Source organism: Rossellomorea sp. GCM10028870, from assembly GCF_042666755.1.
Lineage (GTDB): Bacteria > Bacillota > Bacilli > Bacillales > Bacillaceae_B > Rossellomorea.
On record NZ_JBHTGN010000001.1, the window covers coordinates 823,448 to 845,336 of the forward strand.

Here is a 21,889-nt window from a genome sequence, read left to right on the forward strand (position 1 = left end):
TGTTTCCGAAAAAAAGAAATCATGTGAATACTTTATTCAGTCATGCCAACTTCCCCCAAGTAAAAACTTACTTGGGGTTTATTTATTTTAGAATAATAGTGAAACGAGAAGGGAGGTAAAACGTTTGAACGATTCACAATATATGAAGCTTGCCCTCTCTATGGCAAAGACCACACAAGGTCAAACATCACCAAATCCTGCCGTTGGAGCGGTTGTGGTGAAAAATGGAGAAGTCGTTGGGATGGGTGCGCACCTAAAAGCAGGAGAAGGTCACGCAGAGGTTCATGCCATAAAGATGGCAGGAGACAAGGCGAAGGGAAGTGACGTATATGTTACGCTGGAACCATGTTCTCATTACGGGAAAACACCTCCCTGTTCAGAGCTTCTGATTTCAAGCGGAGTGAGGCGGGTCCATATTGCAAGTACAGATCCAAATCCCCTTGTCGCGGGAAGGGGAATTCAACAATTGAGAGATGAAGGCATAGAAGTACTGGTTGGAGAGCTTGAAGAAGAAGCCATCGAACTAAATAAGCACTTCTTCCATTTCATTCAATACGGCACGCCTTATATAACCCTTAAGACAGCTGTTACATTAGACGGGAAAACAGCTTCAGCTTCAGGAGATAGCAAATGGATCACCTCAGAAGCTTCACGCACAGATGTCCACTATGATCGTCACCGGCATGACGCGATATTAGTAGGAGTCAATACCGTTATTCAGGACAACCCACACCTTACCACCCGTTTGCCCCAAGGTGGAAAAAACCCCATTCGAATAATATTAGATACCTTTTTACGAACACCTCTCCACTCCCATGTAGTGGAAGACTCAGAAAGCAGGACGCTCATCTTCACGGGCAGTACTGTCAACGAAGAACAGAAGAAGCCCTATATGGAATCAGGCTGTGAAATCATCACCCTTTCAGAGGAAAGGATAGACATTCACACAGTGTTAAAAGAACTGGGTGCCCGGAATATCGGATCCCTCTATGTAGAAGGTGGATCTACTATTCACTCCTCCTTTTTAAAGGAAAAAGCCTTTCAGGAATTGGTTATGTATATGTCTCCCAAGCTTGTAGGCGGAAGCTCTGCCTTCACCAGTTTTGGAGGGGAAGGTTTCCCGACCATTGCAGAAGGTCTTGAAATGGAGATTAAGAGCCTTGAACGAGTAGGAAAGGACATTAAAATTGTTGCTATGCCTAAGATTTAACCTTTATTGAAAGGAGGAGAAAGGGATGTTTACTGGAATCATTGAAGAAATCGGGTCAATTGAACGCATGAAAAAATCCTCCTCATCCATGGAACTCACGATAACAGCGGGCCGCGTTCTGGAAGACGTTCATATTGGAGATAGCATCAGTGTGAATGGTGTCTGTTTAACCGTTACTTCATTCACCTCCAGGCAATTTCAAGTGGATGTGATGCCTGAAACCTTTGAAGGTACAACGCTGCGAAACCTTTCCCATGGTTCTAAAGTCAACCTGGAGAGGGCGATGGCTGCAAACGGTCGTTTCGGAGGGCATTTCGTTAATGGGCATGTCGATGGAGTAGGGACGATTGTTAGAGTAGAGAAGGTTGAAAATGCCTGGTATATGGACATTTCCATTCCGGAAAATCAGAGCCATTTATTTATCATGAAGGGCTCTGTCGCAATAGACGGCACTTCCCTTACGGTGTTTGATGTGAAAAATAATACCATTACGATTTCGTTGATCCCACAAACCAGAGGTGACACGGTTCTTGGTGAAAAGAAAGTAGGGGACCGTGTCAACATTGAATGTGACGTAATGGCGAAATATTTTCATCGTTTCTATGAAGCAAAGGAACAAACTAAGAGTACTTCAAGCGGCATCAGCTATGATTTTTTAACTCAAAATGGTTTCGCTGACTAATAGGAGGGGTTGCCCCATGTTTAATAAGATTGAAGAAGCTCTGGAAGATTTACAAGCAGGTAAAGTCGTCATCGTTGTTGATGACGAAAACCGTGAGAATGAGGGAGACTTTATTGCCCTGGCGGATAAAGCCACTCCTGAAGTCATTAATTTTATGGCTAAAGAAGGAAGAGGCTTAATTTGTGCCCCTATAACAGAAGAGATTGCACAAAAACTAAAGCTTGCACCGATGACGATGTCTAATACGGATCCTCATGGAACGGCATTTACCATTTCTGTCGATCATAAATCAGCTACTACTGGAATTAGTGCATTTGAGAGATCGACCACCATACAGGAATTATTGAACCCGGTCTCAATGCCAGAGGACTTTAAAAGACCCGGTCACGTATTTCCCCTTGTCGCCAAAAAAGGCGGAGTACTAAAACGGGCAGGACACACAGAAGCCGCCATCGATTTGGCTGTTCTGTCAGGTGCACAACCATCAGGCGTCATTTGTGAAATCATGAATGAAGACGGCACGATGGCAAGAGTACCTGAATTAATGAAACTGGCTGATAGATGGGATCTTAAAATCATCTCTATTGAAGATCTGATCAGGTACAGACGTAAAAAAGAAAAGCTTGTGACGAGAGAAGTGGAAATTGAACTTCCAACCGAATTCGGAAACTTCAAGGCAGTTGCTTACACAGAAAACCTTACAGGAAAAGAACATATCGCACTTGTGAAAGGAGAGTTGACCGAGGGTGAAGATGTACTCGTTCGCGTTCACTCAGAATGCCTGACAGGTGATGTATTCGGTTCCAATCGCTGTGATTGTGGACCGCAGCTTGCCACAGCACTTACCCAGATTGAAGAGCATGGAAAAGGTGTACTGCTTTATATGAGACAAGAAGGCCGTGGGATTGGTTTAATCAACAAATTGAAGGCCTATAAGCTACAGGAAGAAGGCTATGACACCGTTGAAGCTAATCAAAAACTGGGCTTTGGTGATGACTTGAGGGAATATGGAATCGGAGCACAGATACTGAGAGATTTAGGCATAACAAAGATGCGTCTACTGACCAATAATCCTAGAAAAATTGCCGGAATCAACGGGTACGGATTAGAAATCACAGATCGAGTGCCGATTCAAATGCCGGCGAAATTCGAAAATGAAAAGTATTTAAAAACAAAGCATGCTAAGCTGGGACATTTACTTAAATTTTAGGAGGAATATACAATGAAAACAATTTATGAAGGTAATTTAGTCGGATCAGGGTTAAGGGTTGCCATTGTCGTTTCACGTTTCAATGAGTTCATCACATCAAAGCTTCTGGGTGGGGCGGAAGATGCATTAAAGCGCCACGGAGTTGAAGAAGGAAATGTTTCTGTCACTTGGGTTCCAGGTGCATTTGAAATTCCTATGATAGCCAAAAAACTTGCTCGTTCAGGGAAATATGATGCCGTTGTTACACTTGGAACGGTCATCCGCGGAGCAACCGCTCATTTTGAATACGTAAGCGGAGAAGTTGCAAAAGGAGTGGCCAATCTAAGCCTGCAGGAGGATGTACCTGTCATCTTCGGAGTCTTAACAACTGACACAATCGAGCAGGCCATCGAAAGAGCCGGCACAAAAGCAGGAAACAAGGGATGGGAAGCAGCGGTATCAGCCATTGAAATGGCCAATTTGATTCGTGAGATAGATAAGTAAAAATTTTCAACCAGGCCAAGCCTCCATTTTGGGGGGCTTGGCTTTCTACGAGGGCCGGACCTGAGGAATATGTGGATAAATTTGTAAAACGGCTGGATTAATCTCCAAAACGGCCGGATTTTTTGTGATTTCGGCCGGATTATTTCAAAAAACGGCCGGATTATTCACAAAAGCGGATGGATTCTGTTCCAATTCGGCCGGATTCCAGAAACTACGGAGTCAGTTATGCGGACTGGCCGAATTGGATGAACTTGTAAAACGGCTGAATTCCTGGTGACTTTGGCTGGATAAGTCACGATAACGGCCGGATTTTTCACAAAAGCCGCCGGATTCCTTCACATTTCGACCGAATCCCTGATCGTGATACCAACCAAAAACCCCGCCGTCTGTATCCATCAAAATACATATTGGCAAACGTCAGACCTTTTGCTAGAATAGTATTTTGTGGCTCCCCTTATTATGGGAGGAGCGGGTAGGGAGAGGGCAGTTTTATAGGAAGATTATAATATGAAAGCACGTGGAGGTATTTTTCAATTAAAGAATCACGGTACCACGATGAAGCAGGAGATGATGGCTGGAGCAATCGGTTATTTCACGATTGTGTACATCATCGCTGTGAATGCTTTAATTCTTTCTGAAGCTGGAATTCCATTTGAAGGAGCGGTCATGGCAACCATTCTTGCCTCCTTCGTTGGGTGTTTGGTGATGGCCTTTTGGGCGAATGCACCGATCCTTCTGGTTCCAGGCATGGGAATTAATGCGATGTTTACGTTTACACTCGTAAAATCATCCGGCTTAACGTGGCAGGAAGCTCTTGCTGTAGTAGTGATTTCAGGAATACTCTTTATGATCATTGCATTTACAAAGCTTTCAAAAGTATTATCAGAAGCCATACCCAAAACATTAAAGGAAGCAATCACAGTAGGATTAGGAATGTTTCTAATGTTTATCGGTCTTGAAAAAGGCGGTCTTATCCAAAGAGGAGACAGTGCCATTATCATGATTGGTGATTTTGGGGAACTAAAAGTGCTGGCGACGGTGCTGACTTTCCTGGTGACAATATTTTTGTTTGTTCGAAATGTGAAAGGTCAATTTTTATGGAGTATTGCCTTCGGGACAATGCTGGGATTCATCTTTGGAATCGAGCCATCCATTCAATCAAGCTCTTTCCAATTGAGTGAATACAGTCAGGTTTTCGGTCAAATTTCCTTTAGTGCCATTATGGAAATACCGTTTTGGATTGCGGTTTTTTCCGTTACAATGGTGCTGGTATTTGAGAACATCGGTCTTGTTCATGGACATACGGATATGATCGATCAACCTCATAAATACTCTAAGGCGTTTCAAGCGAATGCTTTTTCTGCCTTTACATCAGGGTTCTTCGGAACGAGTCCTACAGTTTCGACGGTGGAAAGTGCTGCCGCCATGACAGCGGGTGGCCGAACAGGATTAACATCTTTGACTACTGGAGTATTATTTTTAGGATCCGTATTATTTATTCCGTATTTGAAGTGGATTCCAGACCATGCCATCGCTCCAATTCTGATCATCATTGGCGGTTTAATGATTCAAAATATACGACATATGGATCTTCGTGATTTAACAGAGGCATTTCCTGCAATCTTCATTATTGCAATGATTCCGTTTACGTACAGTATTGCTGACGGAATTGCCATCGGTTTTATTCTTTATCCCATTTTGAAGTTGGCTACGGGTAAAGCGAGAGAAGTATCCATTCCTCTATATATTATTGCTGCATTGTTCCTTATGAACTTTTTTGTTCATTCGATTCATTAAAGCGGTAAAGAACTCAAGTAGAATTGCACATCATAGCGATTTTAATCACATGTGATGGTCAGTCTGCTTGAGTTTTTTTATTGGAAAATTGTAAGTGGCCACCACAAAGCCTTAAATCATGAAGTAGCAGGAATAAGCTAATTACCATACAGGTTTATATTCCCCTGGGGACAGGTATCTTCTTTGAGGCTTAATATACCTCTTCAATTCAACAATGATTAAACGCTGGATATGCTTAGAAGTTATCTGTCTAGCTACATCTGCAGGAAATGGATAGATTCCGATCTGATTGAAACGCACACGAAAGAGACCTTCATGTACAAGGTCTTTTTTGTCATTCAGAATGTGGGCCAATACCGTCACAACCCGTGATTGGTATTCGTCACACACCTCTTCAACCTTTTGAACTTGAAACCGAAAAGTATACTCATCCTTCATGAACATCACCCATCTCATTGTCTCTAAATGGACGAAACAATTCAACTTTTAAGTTGTCTAAACGTCACATAATGGGTAGTACTTTCAATAAAATAGGGTGAGATGATTGCTAAAAGAGCTTGTTTGTGGCAAGCTAAGACTATTAAGAATAGTTTACTAGTAAATTACCGTGGAGGGATTCACGATGAACTTGAATCTAATTAAATGTCATGGCTCAGGAAATGATTTTTTATTGATTGATGAAATGACGAATGGATACGAATTTACAGAAGAAGCGAGACAAAATCTTGCCCTTTCGCTATGTGATCGAAAGTCGGGTCTTGGAGCAGATGGGATCCTTTTCGTGCTTTCGAGTGAACATTGCGATGCGCAAATGAGGGTATTCAATGCAGATGGTTCTGAAGCATCCATGTGCGGGAATGGCCTTAGGTGTGTGGGACGATATGTATGTGAGCTTCTCGACAAAACAACGATTGTGATTCAAACGATGAAAGCGGATCTTCGTGTTTCAGCTCAAGAGGCTATTTATGAAAATATCCCAACATATAATGTTGAAATCTCGCCTGTATTATTTGAATTGGATAAATTACCGATGAATATGGATCGTGAGACATTAGTGGATGAGAGTATTCCTGAAATTTCAGATCGATTAACGTTTACTGCCTTAGCGGTGCCCAATCCTCATTTGATCAGTGTGGTTAACACAGAACATATACTTTCAAATGAGCAGAAGACGATTGCTGAAACGGTGAATGGCCCTAATAATTTCTTTCCTGATGGTGTGAACGTGAGCTTTGTTCATCCATTAGAGGAAGGTGCCATCTATGTTAGAACCTTCGAAAGAGGAGTGGGCTTTACAAATGCATGTGGAACGGCTATGTCTGCTTCCAGTCTTGTAACGTGCTTACTCAACCAGAATGAGTTTGGTAAGGAAATTGATGTTTATAACAATGGTGGAAAAGTACGTGTGGTGGTGAACCGATTAAGTGAAGGGCAATACAATATGGAGTTGATCGGAAATGCAACGTATCTGTATCAATCTCAAATTGAATTGTCTATCTCACATCCGGAAAGCTTCCGTGAATTATCCAGACAGGATTTTACTGAAGAAGGAACATATGAACTTCTCCAAAATCATGCGAAAACAATTGTTGATAGTAAAGTGTTTATGAGTGCCTAAATGAACAAAAGTCTGAGCTTGTATGAGCGCAGGAGGGGGTGATCCAAAAGCTAAGCTTTTGGGTCACCTTTTTCTTTGTCGTTGGATTGCTGTCTCAAAAAATGAATCACGTTATCAAAGGGCTGGAGGTCTTTTACCCATTCGAATTTAGCAAAGGGACAACCCATCTGCATGAATCTCCGCAAAACAACATCTATTGTAAAGTGTTCTGGATGAAGGTCCTCATTTACTTCATGCCACCAAAGGGGAGTCGCGACTAAAGCATCTTCATTCCCCCTTAAGGAATATGGCGCAATGATGGTTTTACCTTCTCCGTGCTGAATGTAGTCCACGTATAATCTGCCTTTTCGATTCTTTTTTAAACGCTCTATCGTAAAATCATCTGGATAATTGGTAACAAGGTAGTGAGCGATGAATTCTGTAAACAAACCGGTGTCTTTCCAGGTGTATCCAGGCGGTAGGGGAATATACACTTGCAGTCCCTTATTTCCTGACGTTTTCACAAAACTATAAAGGTTGAGGCGGTCGAATATTTCTTTCATTATGGTAGCCGCTTTAACCGCCATGGAGAATTGATCCCTGCTTGGAGGATCTAAGTCAAAGACCACTTCATTGACAGATGTATCCTTTGTTCTTTGGAAAGGAATGTGAAATTCTAATGCAAGCTGATTTCCAAGCCAGATCAATGTTTCCAGGTTATTGCATACCGTATAGTCGATGTTGTCCTCCTTGTAAGTTTCAATAAATGAAGGGGCATAATCAGGCGTGTTCTTTTGATAAAATGATTCACCAAAGATCCCGTGTGGAAAACGAATACATGTCAATGGCCTATCTTTCAAGAAAGGCAAAATAGCGACGGACATTTTCCGAAGGTACCGAACGTAATCAAGCTTAGTCATTGAGACTTTCTGAAACAATTCTTTATCTGGATGAGTGATTTCAACCCGACGCGGAAGGGATGCTTCGTCCAGCTTGAATTGCTCCATTGTGCAGGATTCAGGGGCAATGGAGAATAGAAATTTATGAAAATGTGGTTCTCTCAGTTGCCCCTCATACCAATTTAAATATGAAATTTCCACAGTTATAGCCGGGTCTATGTAATGAAGGGAATGCTTTTTCTTCGTACTATTCTTTTTAATCATTGCTTTTAGTGTTTTTTTCTCCTCTTGAGAGAGACCAAAATGAAATAAGCCAACAGGCATTATCTGTTCGTTATCGAATACCCCAATGTGAAAATAATCGTTCGTTTCATCCATCGCAGTGATGAAACACTGACAGTTCTTCCAATTCTTGATTTTTATCCAGCTAGTACTTCGTTTTCCCGCTTCCCATTTACTATGTTTCCTCTTGGCGATGACCCCCTCAGCTTCCTCCTTCTCTACTAGTTCCCATATTTCTCGCCGATCCTTAAAATAGGGGACCATTTGAAGGGTAGATGGGTGAGAAGGAGTAGGTTCTAACGGTAATTGAAAAAGAGTAAATGCTTCTTTCAATTTTTCTTTCCTTGAAAGGTAAGGTTGTTGGGCAAATGATTTTTTCTCATATTGAAGTAAGTCAAATGCCACAAATTTAACAGGCCTCTGTGTCGCCGCAAGTTGGATCTTTTGCTTGTTTCGCATTCTGCCTCTTACTTGCAGCTCAAAGAATTCACTGCTGCAGGAGGAGCGTAATAGCACAACCTCCCCATCCAATATGAGAGGGGTGGGAAAGTTATTTTCATTGAGTAATGCGTTAATCTGTACTTCAATTTCCGGGAAGTGTGGAAGCAATTCTTTCCCGTTTCGACTTAGTAAGCTTATCTTATTCTGAGAATGGATGGAGAGAATGGCGCGAAATCCATCATATTTCACTTCATAAACCCAATCCCCCTCTCTAGGGAGCTCATCATATAAGGTAGGAAGCATCGGTTTCATATCTATTCCCCTAAGATTTTTAGTATTAGTGTGACCAATGGATGCTGTTTTATTTCCAAATGTTTAAAGGAATGAAGAAAGTATGACAACTAAATGATAAAGATAAGGGATTAGTTTAAGTAAAGGAGGGTATTGATATATGCATACGATTTGGAAAGGCTCTATCAGTTTTGGACTTGTGAACATCCCCATTAAACTTCATTCTGCTACAGAAGATCGAGATATAAAGCTGCGATCCCTTCATAAAGAGTGTCACACACCAATTAAATATGAAAAGGTATGTCCAGCTTGTGAAAAAGAAATCGACCATGATGACATTGTAAAAGGGTATGAAGTGACGAAGGGGAAATTTGTCGTTCTTGAAGAAGAGGAATTGAAGGAATTGAAGGAAGCGAACGGGGATAAAGCTGTGGAAATAGTAGATTTTATCAAAATGGAGGAAATCGACCCGATATTCTTTGATCGAAGTTATTTCGTTTCACCTAATGATGGAGGGAAAAAAGCTTATTCATTATTACGAAAAGCCCTTCAGGAATCAGGGAAAGTAGGTATCGCCAAAATCACGATGAGATCGAAAGAACAACTCTCGATTGTTCGGGTGTATGAAAATACTCTCGTAATGGAAACCATTCATTATCCGGATGAAGTAAGAGGCACCGGTGATGTACCGAATGTTCCGGAAGAAGATGAAATAACGAGCAAAGAATTAGAAACAGCGACGATGCTGATTGATCAATTAACCACTGAATTTCAACCGGAGAACTATAAAGATCAATACCGTGAACGCTTAAGTCAATTGATTGAATCGAAGCAAACCGGAGAAAAGGTCGTAACAGCGAAAGAAAAAGAGCCTAGGGAAAATGTGACAGATTTAATGGCCGCACTTCAGGCCTCTATTGATTCATCCAAGCCGAAAAAGGCGAAGAAGCAAACTAAAAAGAAAGCGACGTCCAAGAAAAAAGCACAATAGAACATAAGTCGTTAGTAAAGAGAGGGACAAGTTTTGGAGGAGAAACATATAAAACAAGGAGTATTCATTGCGATATCACTCATTTGTTTGATTGCATTTACATGGGGATTCGTCACCATAGTCGAGGAATGGAAAGAAAATGAAATCGCACAATTTGACAATGGTGTTTTTGAAATTGTAAGAGGGTTCATCTCCCCGAAGTTAACAACCTTTATGACGTCGATTACCTTTTTGGGCGGGGTGAAAGGAATCACGATTTTTGCAATCAGTGTGGTGGTCATACTTTTGTATCTCAAGAAGTATCCACTCGCTCTGTTTGTAGCGACAACCATCACTACAGGGGCAGGATTTAATTGGCTGCTAAAATGGATTTTCAAACGTGAACGACCTGATATTGAAGCACTGATCGAGCAAGGCGGTTATAGCTTTCCAAGTGGTCATTCCATGAGTTCCTTTATTTTCTACGGGACCCTTGCATTCATATTGTTTCGGGCATTAGATTATAAACGGTATAAGTGGGCAAGTGTCATTGCTGTCAGCTTCCTTGTACTACTGATTGGGCTTAGCCGAGTATATTTAGGAGTCCATTATCCAAGTGACATCCTTGGAGGGTTCACTGCTGGAGGTGCATGGTTGACTCTATGTATCGTCATTTATGCTTATTTCTATAATCGAAAACATTGGAAAGAACGTGAGAATTAAAGTGGAATCCTGCTCGGTTGAGGGGGTTTTTGCTTTTTTTAGGTGTTGGTATTGTAGTCTGACGAATATCAAACAAAGGGCTCAGAAATTCTTCTGAGCCCTTGTTTCCTATGATATTATTCAAATTCCCGACAAATCAAAACAAATTAAAAATATATGGTCCAATAGAAGTGGCATATAGAAGAATGTAAATACCCATGAAATAGAATACTCCACCAAAAGTACCCCAGTCAGGGTTTCTCCCAAATTTCCATAGGAGTGCAGTAATGGAGCTGATTACGAGTAATAGTACATACTGACTTCCTGAAAACATCAGGTATTCGGGTGCAGCAAAGTAGAAGTAATCGCCCATCGCTTTAGTGATGAAGGTTAGCGGCATTACTAAAAATATAATGATGGAGGCATATTCAACCCAGTTGATCTCTTCCTTCTCAAATATATTCGGTTTAAAAATATAAAGCAGAATTAAAAGAAATAAGGAAGGTAGTACCCAATAGAATGAAACCATGATCGTGATTAAACTGCTGAATATCATAAGTACGGAATTGTTAACGGCTTCTTTGACACTTCGTTTCGACCATTCAGTGCTTTTGGAGATAACCTGTGCATCCTGCGAAGCACCAAATAACTCATACGTATCCCCATCATAATCCAACCAGACAATGCTATACTTCGTAAGTTGATGTGGAGAATACGTAAAATGTTTTGTTGTACTGACTGGAGCCGCTATTAATTGATTAGAGTCACTGAAAGGTGCTACATATAGACTAATCGCATTATTATCCCCAACCCGATGACCTTCAGATGTGAAGAGAATGGATTTTTCCCCATTAATGGAAAGAAGTTGTGCGGTTCTTGGACTTTGAAGTTTGGCCCCTGATATTTCGTTCGTAAAATCAATTTTTGTGGGCTTCAAAATAGAAGATCCTATTTCATCTATCGGTGTTTGCAGCTTGAAAATCTTATATGACAATGTTCCCTGGGCTCGCATCTCTTCATTATAAAGAAGAGTTAATTGATTGCTTTCGGTGGTAAAGGTTAATCCATTAATATGATGATTCGTTGCTGTGTTAACAATTGCAAATGGATCCTTCACTACTTGTAACGTATCATCCATATAGTACAGGTGAGAGTGACCGTCATCTTGTCTAACCTGTACTACGGCACTGCCATTATTTCCAATATAGACGTCCAGTATTTCATTAGAAAAGCTGAAAACTTCTGTCACTAATGAATCAGCGGGGTTAAGAGAAAAAAGGTTCTCTTTATTCCAGAAGTACACAGATTTCAATGCAGTGCTGATACCTGTTGCTTCTTCAGCAATCGTCGTTACTTCATTACGCTCTGTAGAGATTAACTTATCATCCTTGATCTGAATGACTTTTGTTCCGTCTGTCCAAAAAGGATGGCCCCGTGTAACGCTGGTGTTTAGCGTTGTTTCTTTGGTAGAATCCAATGATCCTTCGAAAGTTAGCCCTGTAATTTTTCCTTTGCTGGCCAAGAAGAGTCCTTCACTTCCATTAAAGATGACAGGGCGTTCTTCAGAATTGTAGTTTAATGGAATGGATCTGCTCCAGTCAGGCTGTGGTTGTTGTTTTACTTGTAAAAGCTGGTGGAGAAATAATGCTCCTATAAACATAACGATTAAAACTAAAGGTATTCCAAATGATTTGAATTTTTCTTTCAAACGTATCCCCCTCGATTCTCTATCACTATCACATGAGCTCAATTTAGAATTTTACCACAATTCACATTTTGAGGCACCAAATATTTCCTTCATTAAATAAAAGTTTTATGTTGACAATTATTATTAGAGGGATTACAATGATATTGAAAATCATTCTCATTTGAACAAAAGAGTTTCCCCCTCTTTCTATAGAGAATGGTTCATGAAAAACCCCCTTTATTAGATATAAAAAGACAGACCCGAAGCAGATGCTTCGGGTCTGTCTTTTCTATTGCATTTCATTTCTTCCTGTCGTAAATTGTTTAAGATGTGTATTTTAAGGAGGGATAAAAGTAAGTGGATCATAAAGAGGATAAACGGTTCAGGGTTGCTGGTCACGAGGCACTGATAGGAATAGCACTTGTTCTTATAAATTTCTTATGGTGGTATGGTTTTGCATTCGGGTTAGGTGGTCAACCGGTTTCAGATTACGATTGGATCCTCGGGATGCCTGAGTGGTTTTTTTACAGCTGCATCGTTGGCTTCTTTCTTATGGTATTGTTAGTGATTATCGTCGTAAAATACATGCTTACTGACATTCCGTTTGACGATGAGGAGGATAAGCATGAATAGTATGGCATTGATTCCCTTATTTGCTTTTTTAATCTTGATTTTTGTTGTGGGAATTTATTCTGCCAGAAAAGTGAGTAGAGCAGATTCCTTCGTCCAGGAATACTTCTTGGGAAGCCGTCAGCTTGGCGGATTTATTTTGGCAATGACCATGATCGCTACTTATGGAAGTGCCAGTAGTTTCATCGGAGGACCAGGCGCAGCTTATACATATGGTTTATCGTGGGTTCTTTTAGCCATGTCACAGGTTGTAACAGGATACTTTGTTCTCCTTATACTTGGGAAAAAGTTCGCGATTATGGCAAGGAAATACAAGGCCGTTACATTGATCGATTATCTACAAGGCAGATATGGCAGTAATAAGATTACCATTCTATCGGCCATTAGTATCATCCTCTTTTTATTCTCAGCGATGATTGCTCAATGGGTAGGGGGGGCACGTCTCATTGAATCATTAACCGGTTTATCCTACGAGAGTGCTCTTTTCCTGTTTGCGGTATCGGTTCTGGTTTATGTTATTATCGGTGGCTTTCGTGCGGTTGCCATCACGGATGCGATTCAGGGGGTGGTCATGCTTGGTGGGACGATTATTCTATTGATTGCCACTATCATCGCGGGAGGTGGCATGGAGAACATCATGATGGGATTGAAAGCGGAAAATCCTAATCTATTAAGTCCTCATGGCCATGATGGAGAACTAAGTGCCCGCTATATTTCTTCTTTCTGGATTTTAGTGGGTGTGGGTGTTGTCGGATTGCCTCAGGTGGCAGTCAGAGCCATGAGCTATAAGAATTCCAGGTCCTTGCACAGAGCACTTATCATCGGAACCATTGTGGTCGGTTCCATTATGCTTGGTATGCACTTAATTGGTGTGCTTGCAAGGGTCGTGGTCCCGGGAATAGAAATAGCTGATAAAGTCATGCCCCTTCTCGCTTTAGAAGTTCTTCCACCATGGCTTGCCGGAATTGTCCTGGCGGCTCCGATGGCGGCGATCATGTCGACAGTGGATTCGTTATTATTGATTGTATCCTCGGCTATTGTGAAAGATGTGTACATGAATTTCATCAATAAAGATGCAAAGGAAAAACAAGTCAAAAGGATTAGCTTTTGGGTGACGAGTATAACGGGTATTCTTGTTTTTCTTATGGCGCTCAGTCCTCCTGAATTAATTATCTGGCTTAATTTATTTTCATTTGGAGGCCTTGAAGCTGTTTTTATTTGGCCGATTGTTTTAGGTTTATATTGGAAAAAGGGAAATGCACAAGGTGCCGTTGCTTCAATGCTATCAGGACTGGTAGCGTACATCTTATTTCACAGTTTCGCACCTAATTATCTGGATATGCACACGGTGATTTTCCCAATTATCATTTCATTTTTCATGTACGTGCTCGTTTCCCTGTTTACTCAAGCACATTATCGTCAAGATGGATGGGTTTAACCCATCCATTTTTGTATTTATCGAGGGAAAAGAGTACGTTATAGAAAGAATCAATGAATTGGGTGAAGAATCTTGAAAAATTCTGTTGTCATAATAGGCGGAGGAATCGGTGGTCTGACCGCAGCTTCACTCCTTGGAAGTGCTGATTACAATGTACAGATTCTTGAGGCTTCCAGGGAATGGGGAGGATGCGCCGGTAAATTCCAGAGAGGAAAAGCCTTATTTCCTGTAGGGGCAACTCTTGGAATGGGGTTTGAAAAAGGAGGTATCCATCAGCGTATTTTTCACTATTTAGGGATAGAACCCCCTGTGTCTCTAATGCTTGATCAGGTTATGAATATTCATCTTCCAGACAAAACCCTTATATTCTACCGAGATAGGGAAACACATGTGAATGAGTTGAAGAAAGCGTATCCAGAAATATCAGAGGAGCTGAGCTCTTTTTATGAAGAAGTGTACAGGATTGCTACAGAAATACGAAAACTGATGGTCGCGTTGCCGATACTTCCACCTAAAACGATGAAGGACTGGATGGAGCTTACGTTTAGTTTGAAACCCGGATCTCTGATGCTACTTCCTGCCTTTCAAAAAACAATGATCGACTTATTAGAAAAACACGGAATCCACGAACACTCTTCATTTAAGCGTTTTATCGATGGACAACTGATAGATAGCATGCAGGTGACCAGCGATCAGTGTACTTTATTGCTGGGGTGCTTGGCTATGGATATGTACCACGAAGGAGCATTCTATCTGGAAGGTGGATTATTCCAAATAGCCCATTGCCTTGTCCGGTTTTCAGAATCTGTAGGAGTTAAAACGACTTTAGGGAGAAAGGTGGTTAGCATCGATCGTGATCATCACGAAAAAGAATGGATAATCCTTGATCATAGGGGTAATGAATATCGTGCAAACCATATTGTATGCAACGTCCCGGTGCAATCTTTAAAAAATCTATTTGCCCCACAATATACACCAAAACTTGAAAACTATTTAAAAGGAAAAGAGAATGAAGATATTTGGGGCACCATGTCCCTTTACATGTTACTGAAAGAAGAATTACTCCCAGAGTCCTATCCTTTGTTTTCTCAAATTTGTGCAAGCCCAAATGGGAATATGTCAGAAGGGGATCATCTCTTCTTATCGCTATCCCATCCAAATGATCGTCAGCGTGCCCCGGAAGGATTCCGTACCTTAACGGTATCAACCCATACTAAATTAGAAAAATGGGAAACCAAAGAAAAATACGATTCTTACAAGGAGAATCTTAAAGAGAAAATGATCAATTCTATTGAGTTAGTCATTCCTACTATAAGAGATAGTCTTGTAAATCTTTACCCTGGGGCACCTAAAGCCTGGGAACGATTTACTGGACGGCCTGGGGGCATTGTCGGTGGATTTCCTCAATCTAATGGTCATGCTCTCTTCAATAGTCTTTCCCACAGGACTCCCTTGAAAAATGTATGGGTATGCGGTGACTCAGTGTTTCCAGGTGCAGGGACCATCGGTGTATCTGTAAGTGCTTACCATGTATATCACTCCATTACAGGCAGAAAACTTCAGAAGTAAGGAGGAACCTCGACTACTTATGTCGAATTCTGGGAATGGGGTGATAATATGTATAAGGTGATCCAGTATAAAGACCCGAAAGTTTTCCAAGATAAGGTCTATTCCCTTTTAATGGAAGATGAAGCGGCGAATAACCTGCCTTTGGGTTTGTTGAACACGATGAAAACGAGTGACAAATATAAAGATCCGCTTCTTCTTTTAGTGGAAAGTGAGGTCGGGGCGGTGGTTGGATCCTTCATCATGACCCCTCCTCATTACCTTGTCAGTACACTTAAGGTGGAGAAAGTAGGAATTCAGGGAATAGCCGAACAGCTCATAGCGTTCTGCGAGAATACCAATATCACCATTCCCGGTTTTGTTGCTGAGAAAGAAACCGCACTTCAATTGACTCATGCATGGTGTCACGTTATGGGAGAGAGTTTCAATGTCCGTATGAGGCAACGTGTTTACCAATTGAATAAGGTGAATGATATTCCTTTAAGTGATGGGAAAATGGTTTCCGTACGGAAGGGCCAGGAGGAACTTTTAGCCCGATGGCTCCTTGGATTTATCGAGGATACAGAAGTGCTACCCATGTCGGGTGAAGAGGCTCTTGAAAGGGCGAAAGATATGATTGAAAATGAACCATATGTGTACTTTTGGAAAGTGGACGGAAGGCCTGTTTCCATGGCACGGGGGGCAAGGAGAACGGAAAACGGCATTACCGTTAATTTTGTATACACCCCTTCAGAATACAGGAAAAAAGGATACGCGTCTTCTGTTGTAGCAGAACTGAGCCGTCTATTGTTGAAGGACCACTCCTTTTGTTCGCTCTATACGGACCTGGATAATCCCACCTCCAACAAGATTTATATGGAAATCGGCTATAAGCCCGTGTGCGATTCGATGATGATTTCCGTTGTGTGAACCTTTTGATGCATATCGGAATATTATTTTATATAAATAGTTGACAATGTGAAGGAATGCTATTAGTATAATAAACAATTAATTAAATGAGCGAATGGCTTTGACGAAGAGGAGTACCTCTGATCGACACTTAAGAGAGCTGGTGGTTGGTGAGAACCAGTGTGAACGATCTTTGGGAATGGACTTCTGAGCCTCCAAACCGAAACTTCAGGGAGTAGGCTTTGGCGAATGTCTTATCGTTATAAAAGACGCGTATTAAAGCAAACCGCTTCGATACGATAAAGTGGACTGTTCAGGCAGTCAACAAAGGTGGCACCACGGGTATCTCGTCCTTTACATGATGTAAATGGATCGAGATGCCCTTTTTTTATAACTGAATAATGATAAATCGTTGAGTAAGAGGAGTACATTCAAGTGATGCATGACAGAGAGCTGAGGATGGTGAGACCTTGGCATGATAGCTTGTCTGGAATGGACTTATGAGTGATGATCTGAATGGAAGTAGGATCGTACGGAATTCCACCGTTAAATGGATAGAGTATCGGGTTATTCATTCCCTGTACTTGAAGCAAGAGGGGATACATCAAAGTATCCCAACTAGAGGTGGCACCGCGGTCAGCATCGTCCTCTATGAACAGATCTTTCTGTTCATAGGGGACTTTTTTATTTTAAGCGGAACATTGAATTGGAGGCATGAAATGATGAAACAGCAAGCATTGGATTATGTGGTGAAAGAATTAAACGGAGACATCTTTACACCCATCTCACTTTTTCAATCGTTAAAAGGTAAGAAGAAATTTTTATTGGAGAGCTCATTGAAGCATGAACAATCCGGTCGGTATTCATTTGTTGGGAGTGATCCATTTCTAGAGTGTAAAGCATATGGAAATACCGTACAGTTAAAAAAATCATCTACAAATGAAGTTGATGAAAGAGTGGGGGATCCCATTCAAATCATACAAAACCTTATTCCTTCCCACAAACTAAAAAGTACGCCTTTTCCTTTTACAGGTGGGGGGATTGGATATCTGGGATATGACGTTATTCGACTCTACGAAGACATCGGTGTAACTCCTCAAGATGAATTGGAAATGCCGGATATTCATCTCATGTTTTATGAAAAAGTCATTGTGTTTGATCATCTGGAACACAAAGTATTTATTGTCGTCATGAATGAGTGGACAGAGGATCAGACAGGAGATCTGGATAAAAAGGTGAAGGAAGTCGAGGCTGAGCTGAGCAATGTGTATTTGAAAACTCATAAAAAGAATCTGGATCGCCTTTCTTTCCATGCCCAAACCTCAAAAGATGAATTCATGGTAAAAGTGGAGGAGGCAAAGCAATCCATAGGAGAAGGTGAGATATTTCAAGTCGTCCTCTCTCAAAGACTTAAGGCGTCCTTTTCTGGTGATCCATTTTCATTCTATAGAAGCTTGAGGAAATCTAACCCGTCCCCTTACATGTTCTTCATTGATTTCGAGGATTATGTCGTAATGGGTGCATCACCAGAAAGCTTGCTGAAAGTTCAAGGGAGGGAAATCACCACGAATCCAATTGCAGGAACGCGAAGAAGGGGAGAAACACTTGACCTGGACAGGGAGCTCGAGAAGGAATTACTTACAGATGAAAAAGAAATCGCTGAACATCGAATGCTGGTTGACTTAGGAAGAAATGATTTAGGGAGAGTTTGTGAGATCGGCTCGATTTACCTTTCAAAGTATTTAACGATTGAGAGATATAAATATGTCATGCACATCGTTTCGGAAGTAAAGGGTGAATTAAAAGAAGAAGTGAAACCACTGGAAGCATTAACAAATTGCTTGCCGGCAGGTACCGTCAGCGGAGCGCCGAAAATCAGGGCGATGCAAATCATCAATGAACTTGAAACCACAAAGCGCGGCGTGTACTCAGGTGCCGTCGGGTATATCGGGGTGAACGGGAATTTGGATTTTGCCCTCGCCATCCGGACGATGGTTCTTAAGGATAAAACGGCATACGTTCAAGCCGGTGCCGGGATTGTTTATGATTCAGACCCAGCCAGTGAATATGAAGAAACCATGAATAAAGCAAAATCATTATTGGAGGTGACAGGATGATCCTTCTTATTGATAACTATGATTCCTTTACGTATAACCTGTATCAATATATAGAAGAGCTCGGTGAAGAAGTAATCGTGAAACGGAATGATGCTATTTCATTAGAAGAAATCAAGGAATTGAATCCTGCGGGAATCATTCTATCACCAGGTCCAGGGAAACCAGAAAATGCAGGCATTTGCATCTCGATTATACAGAATCTTCACGCTAGTGTGCCGATTTTCGGGGTTTGTTTAGGGCATCAGGCTATCGGGGCCGCATTCGGGGCAACCATCGAAGTCGCTGAGAAAGTCATGCACGGAAAAACATCCCTTATTAAACACGACGGCAGCGGAGTATTCGAGTATCTGCCGCAACCATTAGAAGTGATGAGATATCATTCCCTGGTGATTAAGAATGGGACCCTGCCGACACAATTAGAGGCTGTCGCATTGTCCATGGATGATAGAGAAATCATGGCGATAAAGCATATGAAGTATCCAATGTACGGGGTTCAATTTCATCCGGAATCCATTGGTACGAAAACAGGAAAGAAAATCATTCAAAACTTTTTAGTTCATATGAGAAAGGAGAATAACCGTGAAACCTTATCTACAGAAGCTATCTAGCGGTCATTCATTAGAGAAAGAAGATATGAGAAGAGCAGTAGAAGAATTGTTCATTGAAGAAACAACGGATAGTCAAATCGCCTGTTTCCTGACCTTATTAAAAACGAAGGGGGAAACAGTAGATGAAATTACCGCTCTTGTTGAAGTTTTAAGGGAGAAAGCGATGCCGATTAAAAGCACATTAACTGGAATATTAGATAACTGCGGAACAGGTGGAGACGGATCACAGAGCTTTAATATCAGTACAACGAGTGCATTTGTTCTTGCCGGTGCCGGGGTGAAGGTTGCGAAACATGGTAACAGAAGTATTTCCAGTAAAACCGGTAGTGCAGATGTGTTAGAACATTTAGGAGTAGCACTCGATTTTCAACCACATGAGGTTGAAAGTTTACTGAATGAAACCAATATTGCTTTTCTATTTGCACCCCATATTCACTCAGGTTTAAAAAAGGTAATGAAGGTACGGAAAGAATTAAAGATTCCTACCATCTTTAATCTCATTGGACCGTTAACCAATCCGGTTCATCTGGAAACACAGCTCCTAGGGGTATATAGAAGAGATAAATTAGAAACAATGGCGCATGTTTTACATGAATTAGGCAGAAAACGGGCGATTGTCCTTAATGGGGCTGATTACATGGATGAAGCCTCATTAGCAGGAGAAAATCATCTCGTACTGCTGGATCAAGGGGAAATTACTTCACTTACATTAACAGGAGAAGATGTCGGCCTTCCTTGTTATTCCCTGGAAGAGATACGTGGAGGGGACGCTGGAGACAATGCCATTATTTTAGAAGATGTGTTAAATGGGAAGAAAGGGGCTTACACTGATACGGTCTTATTCAATACAGGAATCGGCCTGTTCGCTCATGGCAAAGCGGCAACATTTGCAGAAGGTGTAAAGCTTGCCAGAGAAAGTATAGAAAGCGGTCGTGCAAAAGAAAAGCTCCACTCATTGGTTCGTTATAGTCAACAACGTCGAAAGCAGGTGATTTAATTGTCTACCATTCTACAAACCATTCTTGAAAAAAAGAAAGAGGAAGTTAAAGAGTTAAAGAATGCAGGTTATGAACCCTATTATTATAAGGGTGCTCCCGATCATTCCTTATATGAAGCATTAAAAACAGCATCCAGATTACAAGTGATTGCTGAAATTAAGCGGGCATCTCCATCAAAAGGAGATATCCGAACAGAAGTGAATCCTGTGATTCAAGCAAAGAAGTATGAAGAAGCGGGAGCATGTGCCATATCGGTATTAACCGATGCTCCTTTCTTTAAAGGAAGTATGGAGGATCTCGCGAATGTTCGTAAAGCAGTCTCCCTCCCCATTCTTTGTAAAGACTTTATTATCGATGAAATACAGATAGATCGTGCAAAAGACGCCGGGGCAAATGTCATTCTTCTAATAGTGGCTGCCCTGGATAATAATAGATTACAGGAATTATATTCTTATGCAACGAAGCTTGAACTGGAAGTTCTGGTGGAAGTTCATAATGAAGAAGAAATGAATGTTGCAATCGAATTAGGGGCAACCATAATTGGTGTGAATAATCGCAACCTGAAAACCTTTGAAGTAAATCTGCTTATCACAGAAACTCTCGGCTCCATGGTAAATGGAACAGATATCGTGTTCATAAGTGAAAGTGGAATAAGAAATGAAGCAGACTGTCATCAAGTCGTAATCGCAGGTGCGGATGGAGTCCTCGTCGGAGAGTCGTTAATGAGAAGTGATGACCCTGCAACTAAGCTTGCCTCCTTACAAGTAAGAAAAGGTGTGGTGAAATGACCAAAGTAAAGGTGTGTGGAATTAGAAGACAAGAAGAGGCTCTGTGGGCACTTGAAGCTGGAGCTGATGCGATAGGATTCGTGTTCGCAGATAGTAAAAGAAAAATTGACGCGGAATCAGCAGCACTAATAAGTGCTTCACTGCCTTCGAATGTATTAAAAATTGGCGTGTTTGTAAATGAGGCTAAAGAGAAGATGGAGGAAATATCCAGAACAGTAAATCTAGATTACGTACAGCTTCATGGAGATGAATCAGTCCAGTTTTGTAATAGTCTCAATATTCCTTTTATCAAGGCGATTTCGATAAAGGAAAAAGAAGACTTAGATGGGATCGAATTCTTTGGCGGAGAGATGATTTTGGTGGATAGCGGAAAGGGGCCTCATCGTGGAGGGAATGGGACGACGTTTAATTGGGATTATGTCCATGAACTAAACATCCCTCAACACTTGCTCCTTGCAGGTGGATTGAATCTGGATAATGTTCGGGAGGCGATCACAAAGGTCCGTCCCTATATGGTGGATGTTTCAAGTGGTGTGGAGACGGATGGGAAGAAGGATAGAAGAAAGATAGAATCATTTATTCAAGAGGCGAAGTCGGTATAACGA

Annotated in this window: 21 protein-coding genes and 2 other annotated features; of the genes, 17 read left to right on the plus strand and 4 right to left on the minus strand. The window is 41.3% G+C overall.

Annotated elements, in window-relative coordinates:
• The first annotated feature begins 142 nt into the window (after positions 1-142).
• Genes ribD through ribH form a run of 4 tightly spaced genes read left to right on the plus strand, consistent with a single transcriptional unit; the run spans position 143 to position 3,585 of the window.
• Positions 143-1,210: a bifunctional diaminohydroxyphosphoribosylaminopyrimidine deaminase/5-amino-6-(5-phosphoribosylamino)uracil reductase RibD gene (gene ribD / locus ACFQWC_RS04310; protein ID WP_377107234.1), complete on the plus strand. Its 1,068-nt coding sequence runs from the start codon at positions 143-145 to the stop codon at positions 1,208-1,210.
• A 25-nt stretch (positions 1,211-1,235) separates the two neighbouring features.
• On the plus strand, positions 1,236-1,892 hold the full coding sequence (gene ribE, locus ACFQWC_RS04315; RefSeq protein WP_299737636.1) for a riboflavin synthase: 657 nt from the start codon (positions 1,236-1,238) through the stop codon (positions 1,890-1,892).
• Between the two features lie 16 nt (positions 1,893-1,908).
• Positions 1,909-3,102, plus strand: a complete 1,194-nt coding sequence (locus ACFQWC_RS04320) for a bifunctional 3,4-dihydroxy-2-butanone-4-phosphate synthase/GTP cyclohydrolase II (protein ID WP_299737634.1) — start codon at positions 1,909-1,911, stop codon at positions 3,100-3,102.
• Positions 3,103-3,114: 12 nt separating this feature from the next.
• On the plus strand, positions 3,115-3,585 hold the full coding sequence (ribH, locus tag ACFQWC_RS04325) for a 6,7-dimethyl-8-ribityllumazine synthase (protein ID WP_044336602.1): 471 nt from the start codon (positions 3,115-3,117) through the stop codon (positions 3,583-3,585).
• 219 nt (positions 3,586-3,804) lie between these two features.
• On the opposite strand, the gene ACFQWC_RS04330 is transcribed toward ribH, so the two are convergent.
• Positions 3,805-3,999 carry a hypothetical protein gene (locus ACFQWC_RS04330; protein ID WP_299737630.1) on the minus strand — a complete coding sequence of 65 codons (195 nt, stop codon included), beginning with the start codon at positions 3,997-3,999 and terminating at the stop codon, positions 3,805-3,807.
• 93 nt (positions 4,000-4,092) lie between these two features.
• Here ACFQWC_RS04330 and ACFQWC_RS04335 point away from each other — a divergent pair, with 93 nt between their 5' ends.
• Positions 4,093-5,382 carry an NCS2 family permease gene (locus ACFQWC_RS04335; protein WP_299737628.1) on the plus strand — a complete coding sequence of 430 codons (1,290 nt, stop codon included), beginning with the start codon at positions 4,093-4,095 and terminating at the stop codon, positions 5,380-5,382.
• 141 nt (positions 5,383-5,523) lie between these two features.
• Here the strand turns inward: ACFQWC_RS04335 and ACFQWC_RS04340 are convergent, their stop codons facing one another.
• Positions 5,524-5,820, minus strand: a complete 297-nt coding sequence (locus tag ACFQWC_RS04340) for a hypothetical protein (protein ID WP_299737626.1) — start codon at positions 5,818-5,820, stop codon at positions 5,524-5,526.
• A gap of 184 nt (positions 5,821-6,004) precedes the next feature.
• Between ACFQWC_RS04340 and dapF the strand changes: the two genes are divergently transcribed.
• On the plus strand, positions 6,005-7,000 hold the full coding sequence (gene dapF, locus ACFQWC_RS04345) for a diaminopimelate epimerase (protein ID WP_299737624.1): 996 nt from the start codon (positions 6,005-6,007) through the stop codon (positions 6,998-7,000).
• 50 nt (positions 7,001-7,050) lie between these two features.
• Here the strand turns inward: dapF and ACFQWC_RS04350 are convergent, their stop codons facing one another.
• Positions 7,051-8,913: a DNA ligase D gene (locus ACFQWC_RS04350; RefSeq protein WP_377106191.1), complete on the minus strand. Its 1,863-nt coding sequence runs from the start codon at positions 8,911-8,913 to the stop codon at positions 7,051-7,053.
• A 139-nt stretch (positions 8,914-9,052) separates the two neighbouring features.
• Here ACFQWC_RS04350 and ku point away from each other — a divergent pair, with 139 nt between their 5' ends.
• A complete protein-coding gene (ku, locus tag ACFQWC_RS04355; RefSeq protein WP_299737620.1) occupies positions 9,053-9,883 on the plus strand; it encodes a non-homologous end joining protein Ku in 831 nt (276 codons plus the stop codon).
• Positions 9,884-9,916: 33 nt separating this feature from the next.
• Positions 9,917-10,585, plus strand: coding sequence for a phosphatase PAP2 family protein (locus ACFQWC_RS04360; RefSeq protein ID WP_299737618.1), 669 nt, complete (start codon positions 9,917-9,919; stop codon positions 10,583-10,585).
• A gap of 136 nt (positions 10,586-10,721) precedes the next feature.
• Here the strand turns inward: ACFQWC_RS04360 and ACFQWC_RS04365 are convergent, their stop codons facing one another.
• Positions 10,722-12,272 carry a hypothetical protein gene (locus tag ACFQWC_RS04365; RefSeq protein ID WP_377106193.1) on the minus strand — a complete coding sequence of 517 codons (1,551 nt, stop codon included), beginning with the start codon at positions 12,270-12,272 and terminating at the stop codon, positions 10,722-10,724.
• Between the two features lie 336 nt (positions 12,273-12,608).
• On the opposite strand from ACFQWC_RS04365, the gene ACFQWC_RS04370 reads away from it, so the two are divergent.
• From ACFQWC_RS04370 to ACFQWC_RS04410, 9 genes are all read left to right on the plus strand, one after another.
• Positions 12,609-12,884, plus strand: coding sequence for a YhdT family protein (locus ACFQWC_RS04370; protein WP_299737613.1), 276 nt, complete (start codon positions 12,609-12,611; stop codon positions 12,882-12,884).
• The gene (gene panF, locus ACFQWC_RS04375; RefSeq protein ID WP_299737610.1) at positions 12,877-14,319 is read left to right on the plus strand and encodes a sodium/pantothenate symporter; all 1,443 of its coding nucleotides are present in this window, start codon (positions 12,877-12,879) and stop codon (positions 14,317-14,319) included. The genes ACFQWC_RS04370 and panF overlap by 8 nt, the downstream gene beginning before the upstream one ends.
• A 72-nt stretch (positions 14,320-14,391) precedes the next feature.
• Positions 14,392-15,888: an FAD-dependent oxidoreductase gene (locus ACFQWC_RS04380; RefSeq protein ID WP_377106196.1), complete on the plus strand. Its 1,497-nt coding sequence runs from the start codon at positions 14,392-14,394 to the stop codon at positions 15,886-15,888.
• Between the two features lie 48 nt (positions 15,889-15,936).
• A complete protein-coding gene (locus tag ACFQWC_RS04385) occupies positions 15,937-16,794 on the plus strand; it encodes a GNAT family N-acetyltransferase (protein ID WP_377106198.1) in 858 nt (285 codons plus the stop codon).
• A gap of 91 nt (positions 16,795-16,885) precedes the next feature.
• Positions 16,886-17,131, plus strand: a binding site (T-box leader).
• 45 nt (positions 17,132-17,176) lie between these two features.
• Positions 17,177-17,426 (plus strand) — a binding site (T-box leader).
• Between the two features lie 66 nt (positions 17,427-17,492).
• A complete protein-coding gene (gene trpE / locus ACFQWC_RS04390) occupies positions 17,493-18,890 on the plus strand; it encodes an anthranilate synthase component I (RefSeq protein ID WP_377106200.1) in 1,398 nt (465 codons plus the stop codon).
• Positions 18,887-19,498: an anthranilate synthase component II gene (locus tag ACFQWC_RS04395; protein WP_299737602.1), complete on the plus strand. Its 612-nt coding sequence runs from the start codon at positions 18,887-18,889 to the stop codon at positions 19,496-19,498. Before trpE ends, ACFQWC_RS04395 begins: the two co-directional genes overlap by 4 nt.
• Entirely contained in the window at positions 19,470-20,495 is a 1,026-nt protein-coding gene (gene trpD / locus ACFQWC_RS04400; protein WP_299737599.1) for an anthranilate phosphoribosyltransferase, read from the plus strand. The genes ACFQWC_RS04395 and trpD overlap by 29 nt, the downstream gene beginning before the upstream one ends.
• Positions 20,496-21,284: an indole-3-glycerol phosphate synthase TrpC gene (gene trpC / locus ACFQWC_RS04405; protein WP_341356485.1), complete on the plus strand. Its 789-nt coding sequence runs from the start codon at positions 20,496-20,498 to the stop codon at positions 21,282-21,284. It abuts the gene before it with no gap.
• Positions 21,281-21,886, plus strand: a complete 606-nt coding sequence (locus ACFQWC_RS04410) for a phosphoribosylanthranilate isomerase (RefSeq protein ID WP_299737595.1) — start codon at positions 21,281-21,283, stop codon at positions 21,884-21,886. Before trpC ends, ACFQWC_RS04410 begins: the two co-directional genes overlap by 4 nt.
• Positions 21,887-21,889: the final 3 nt, after the last annotated feature.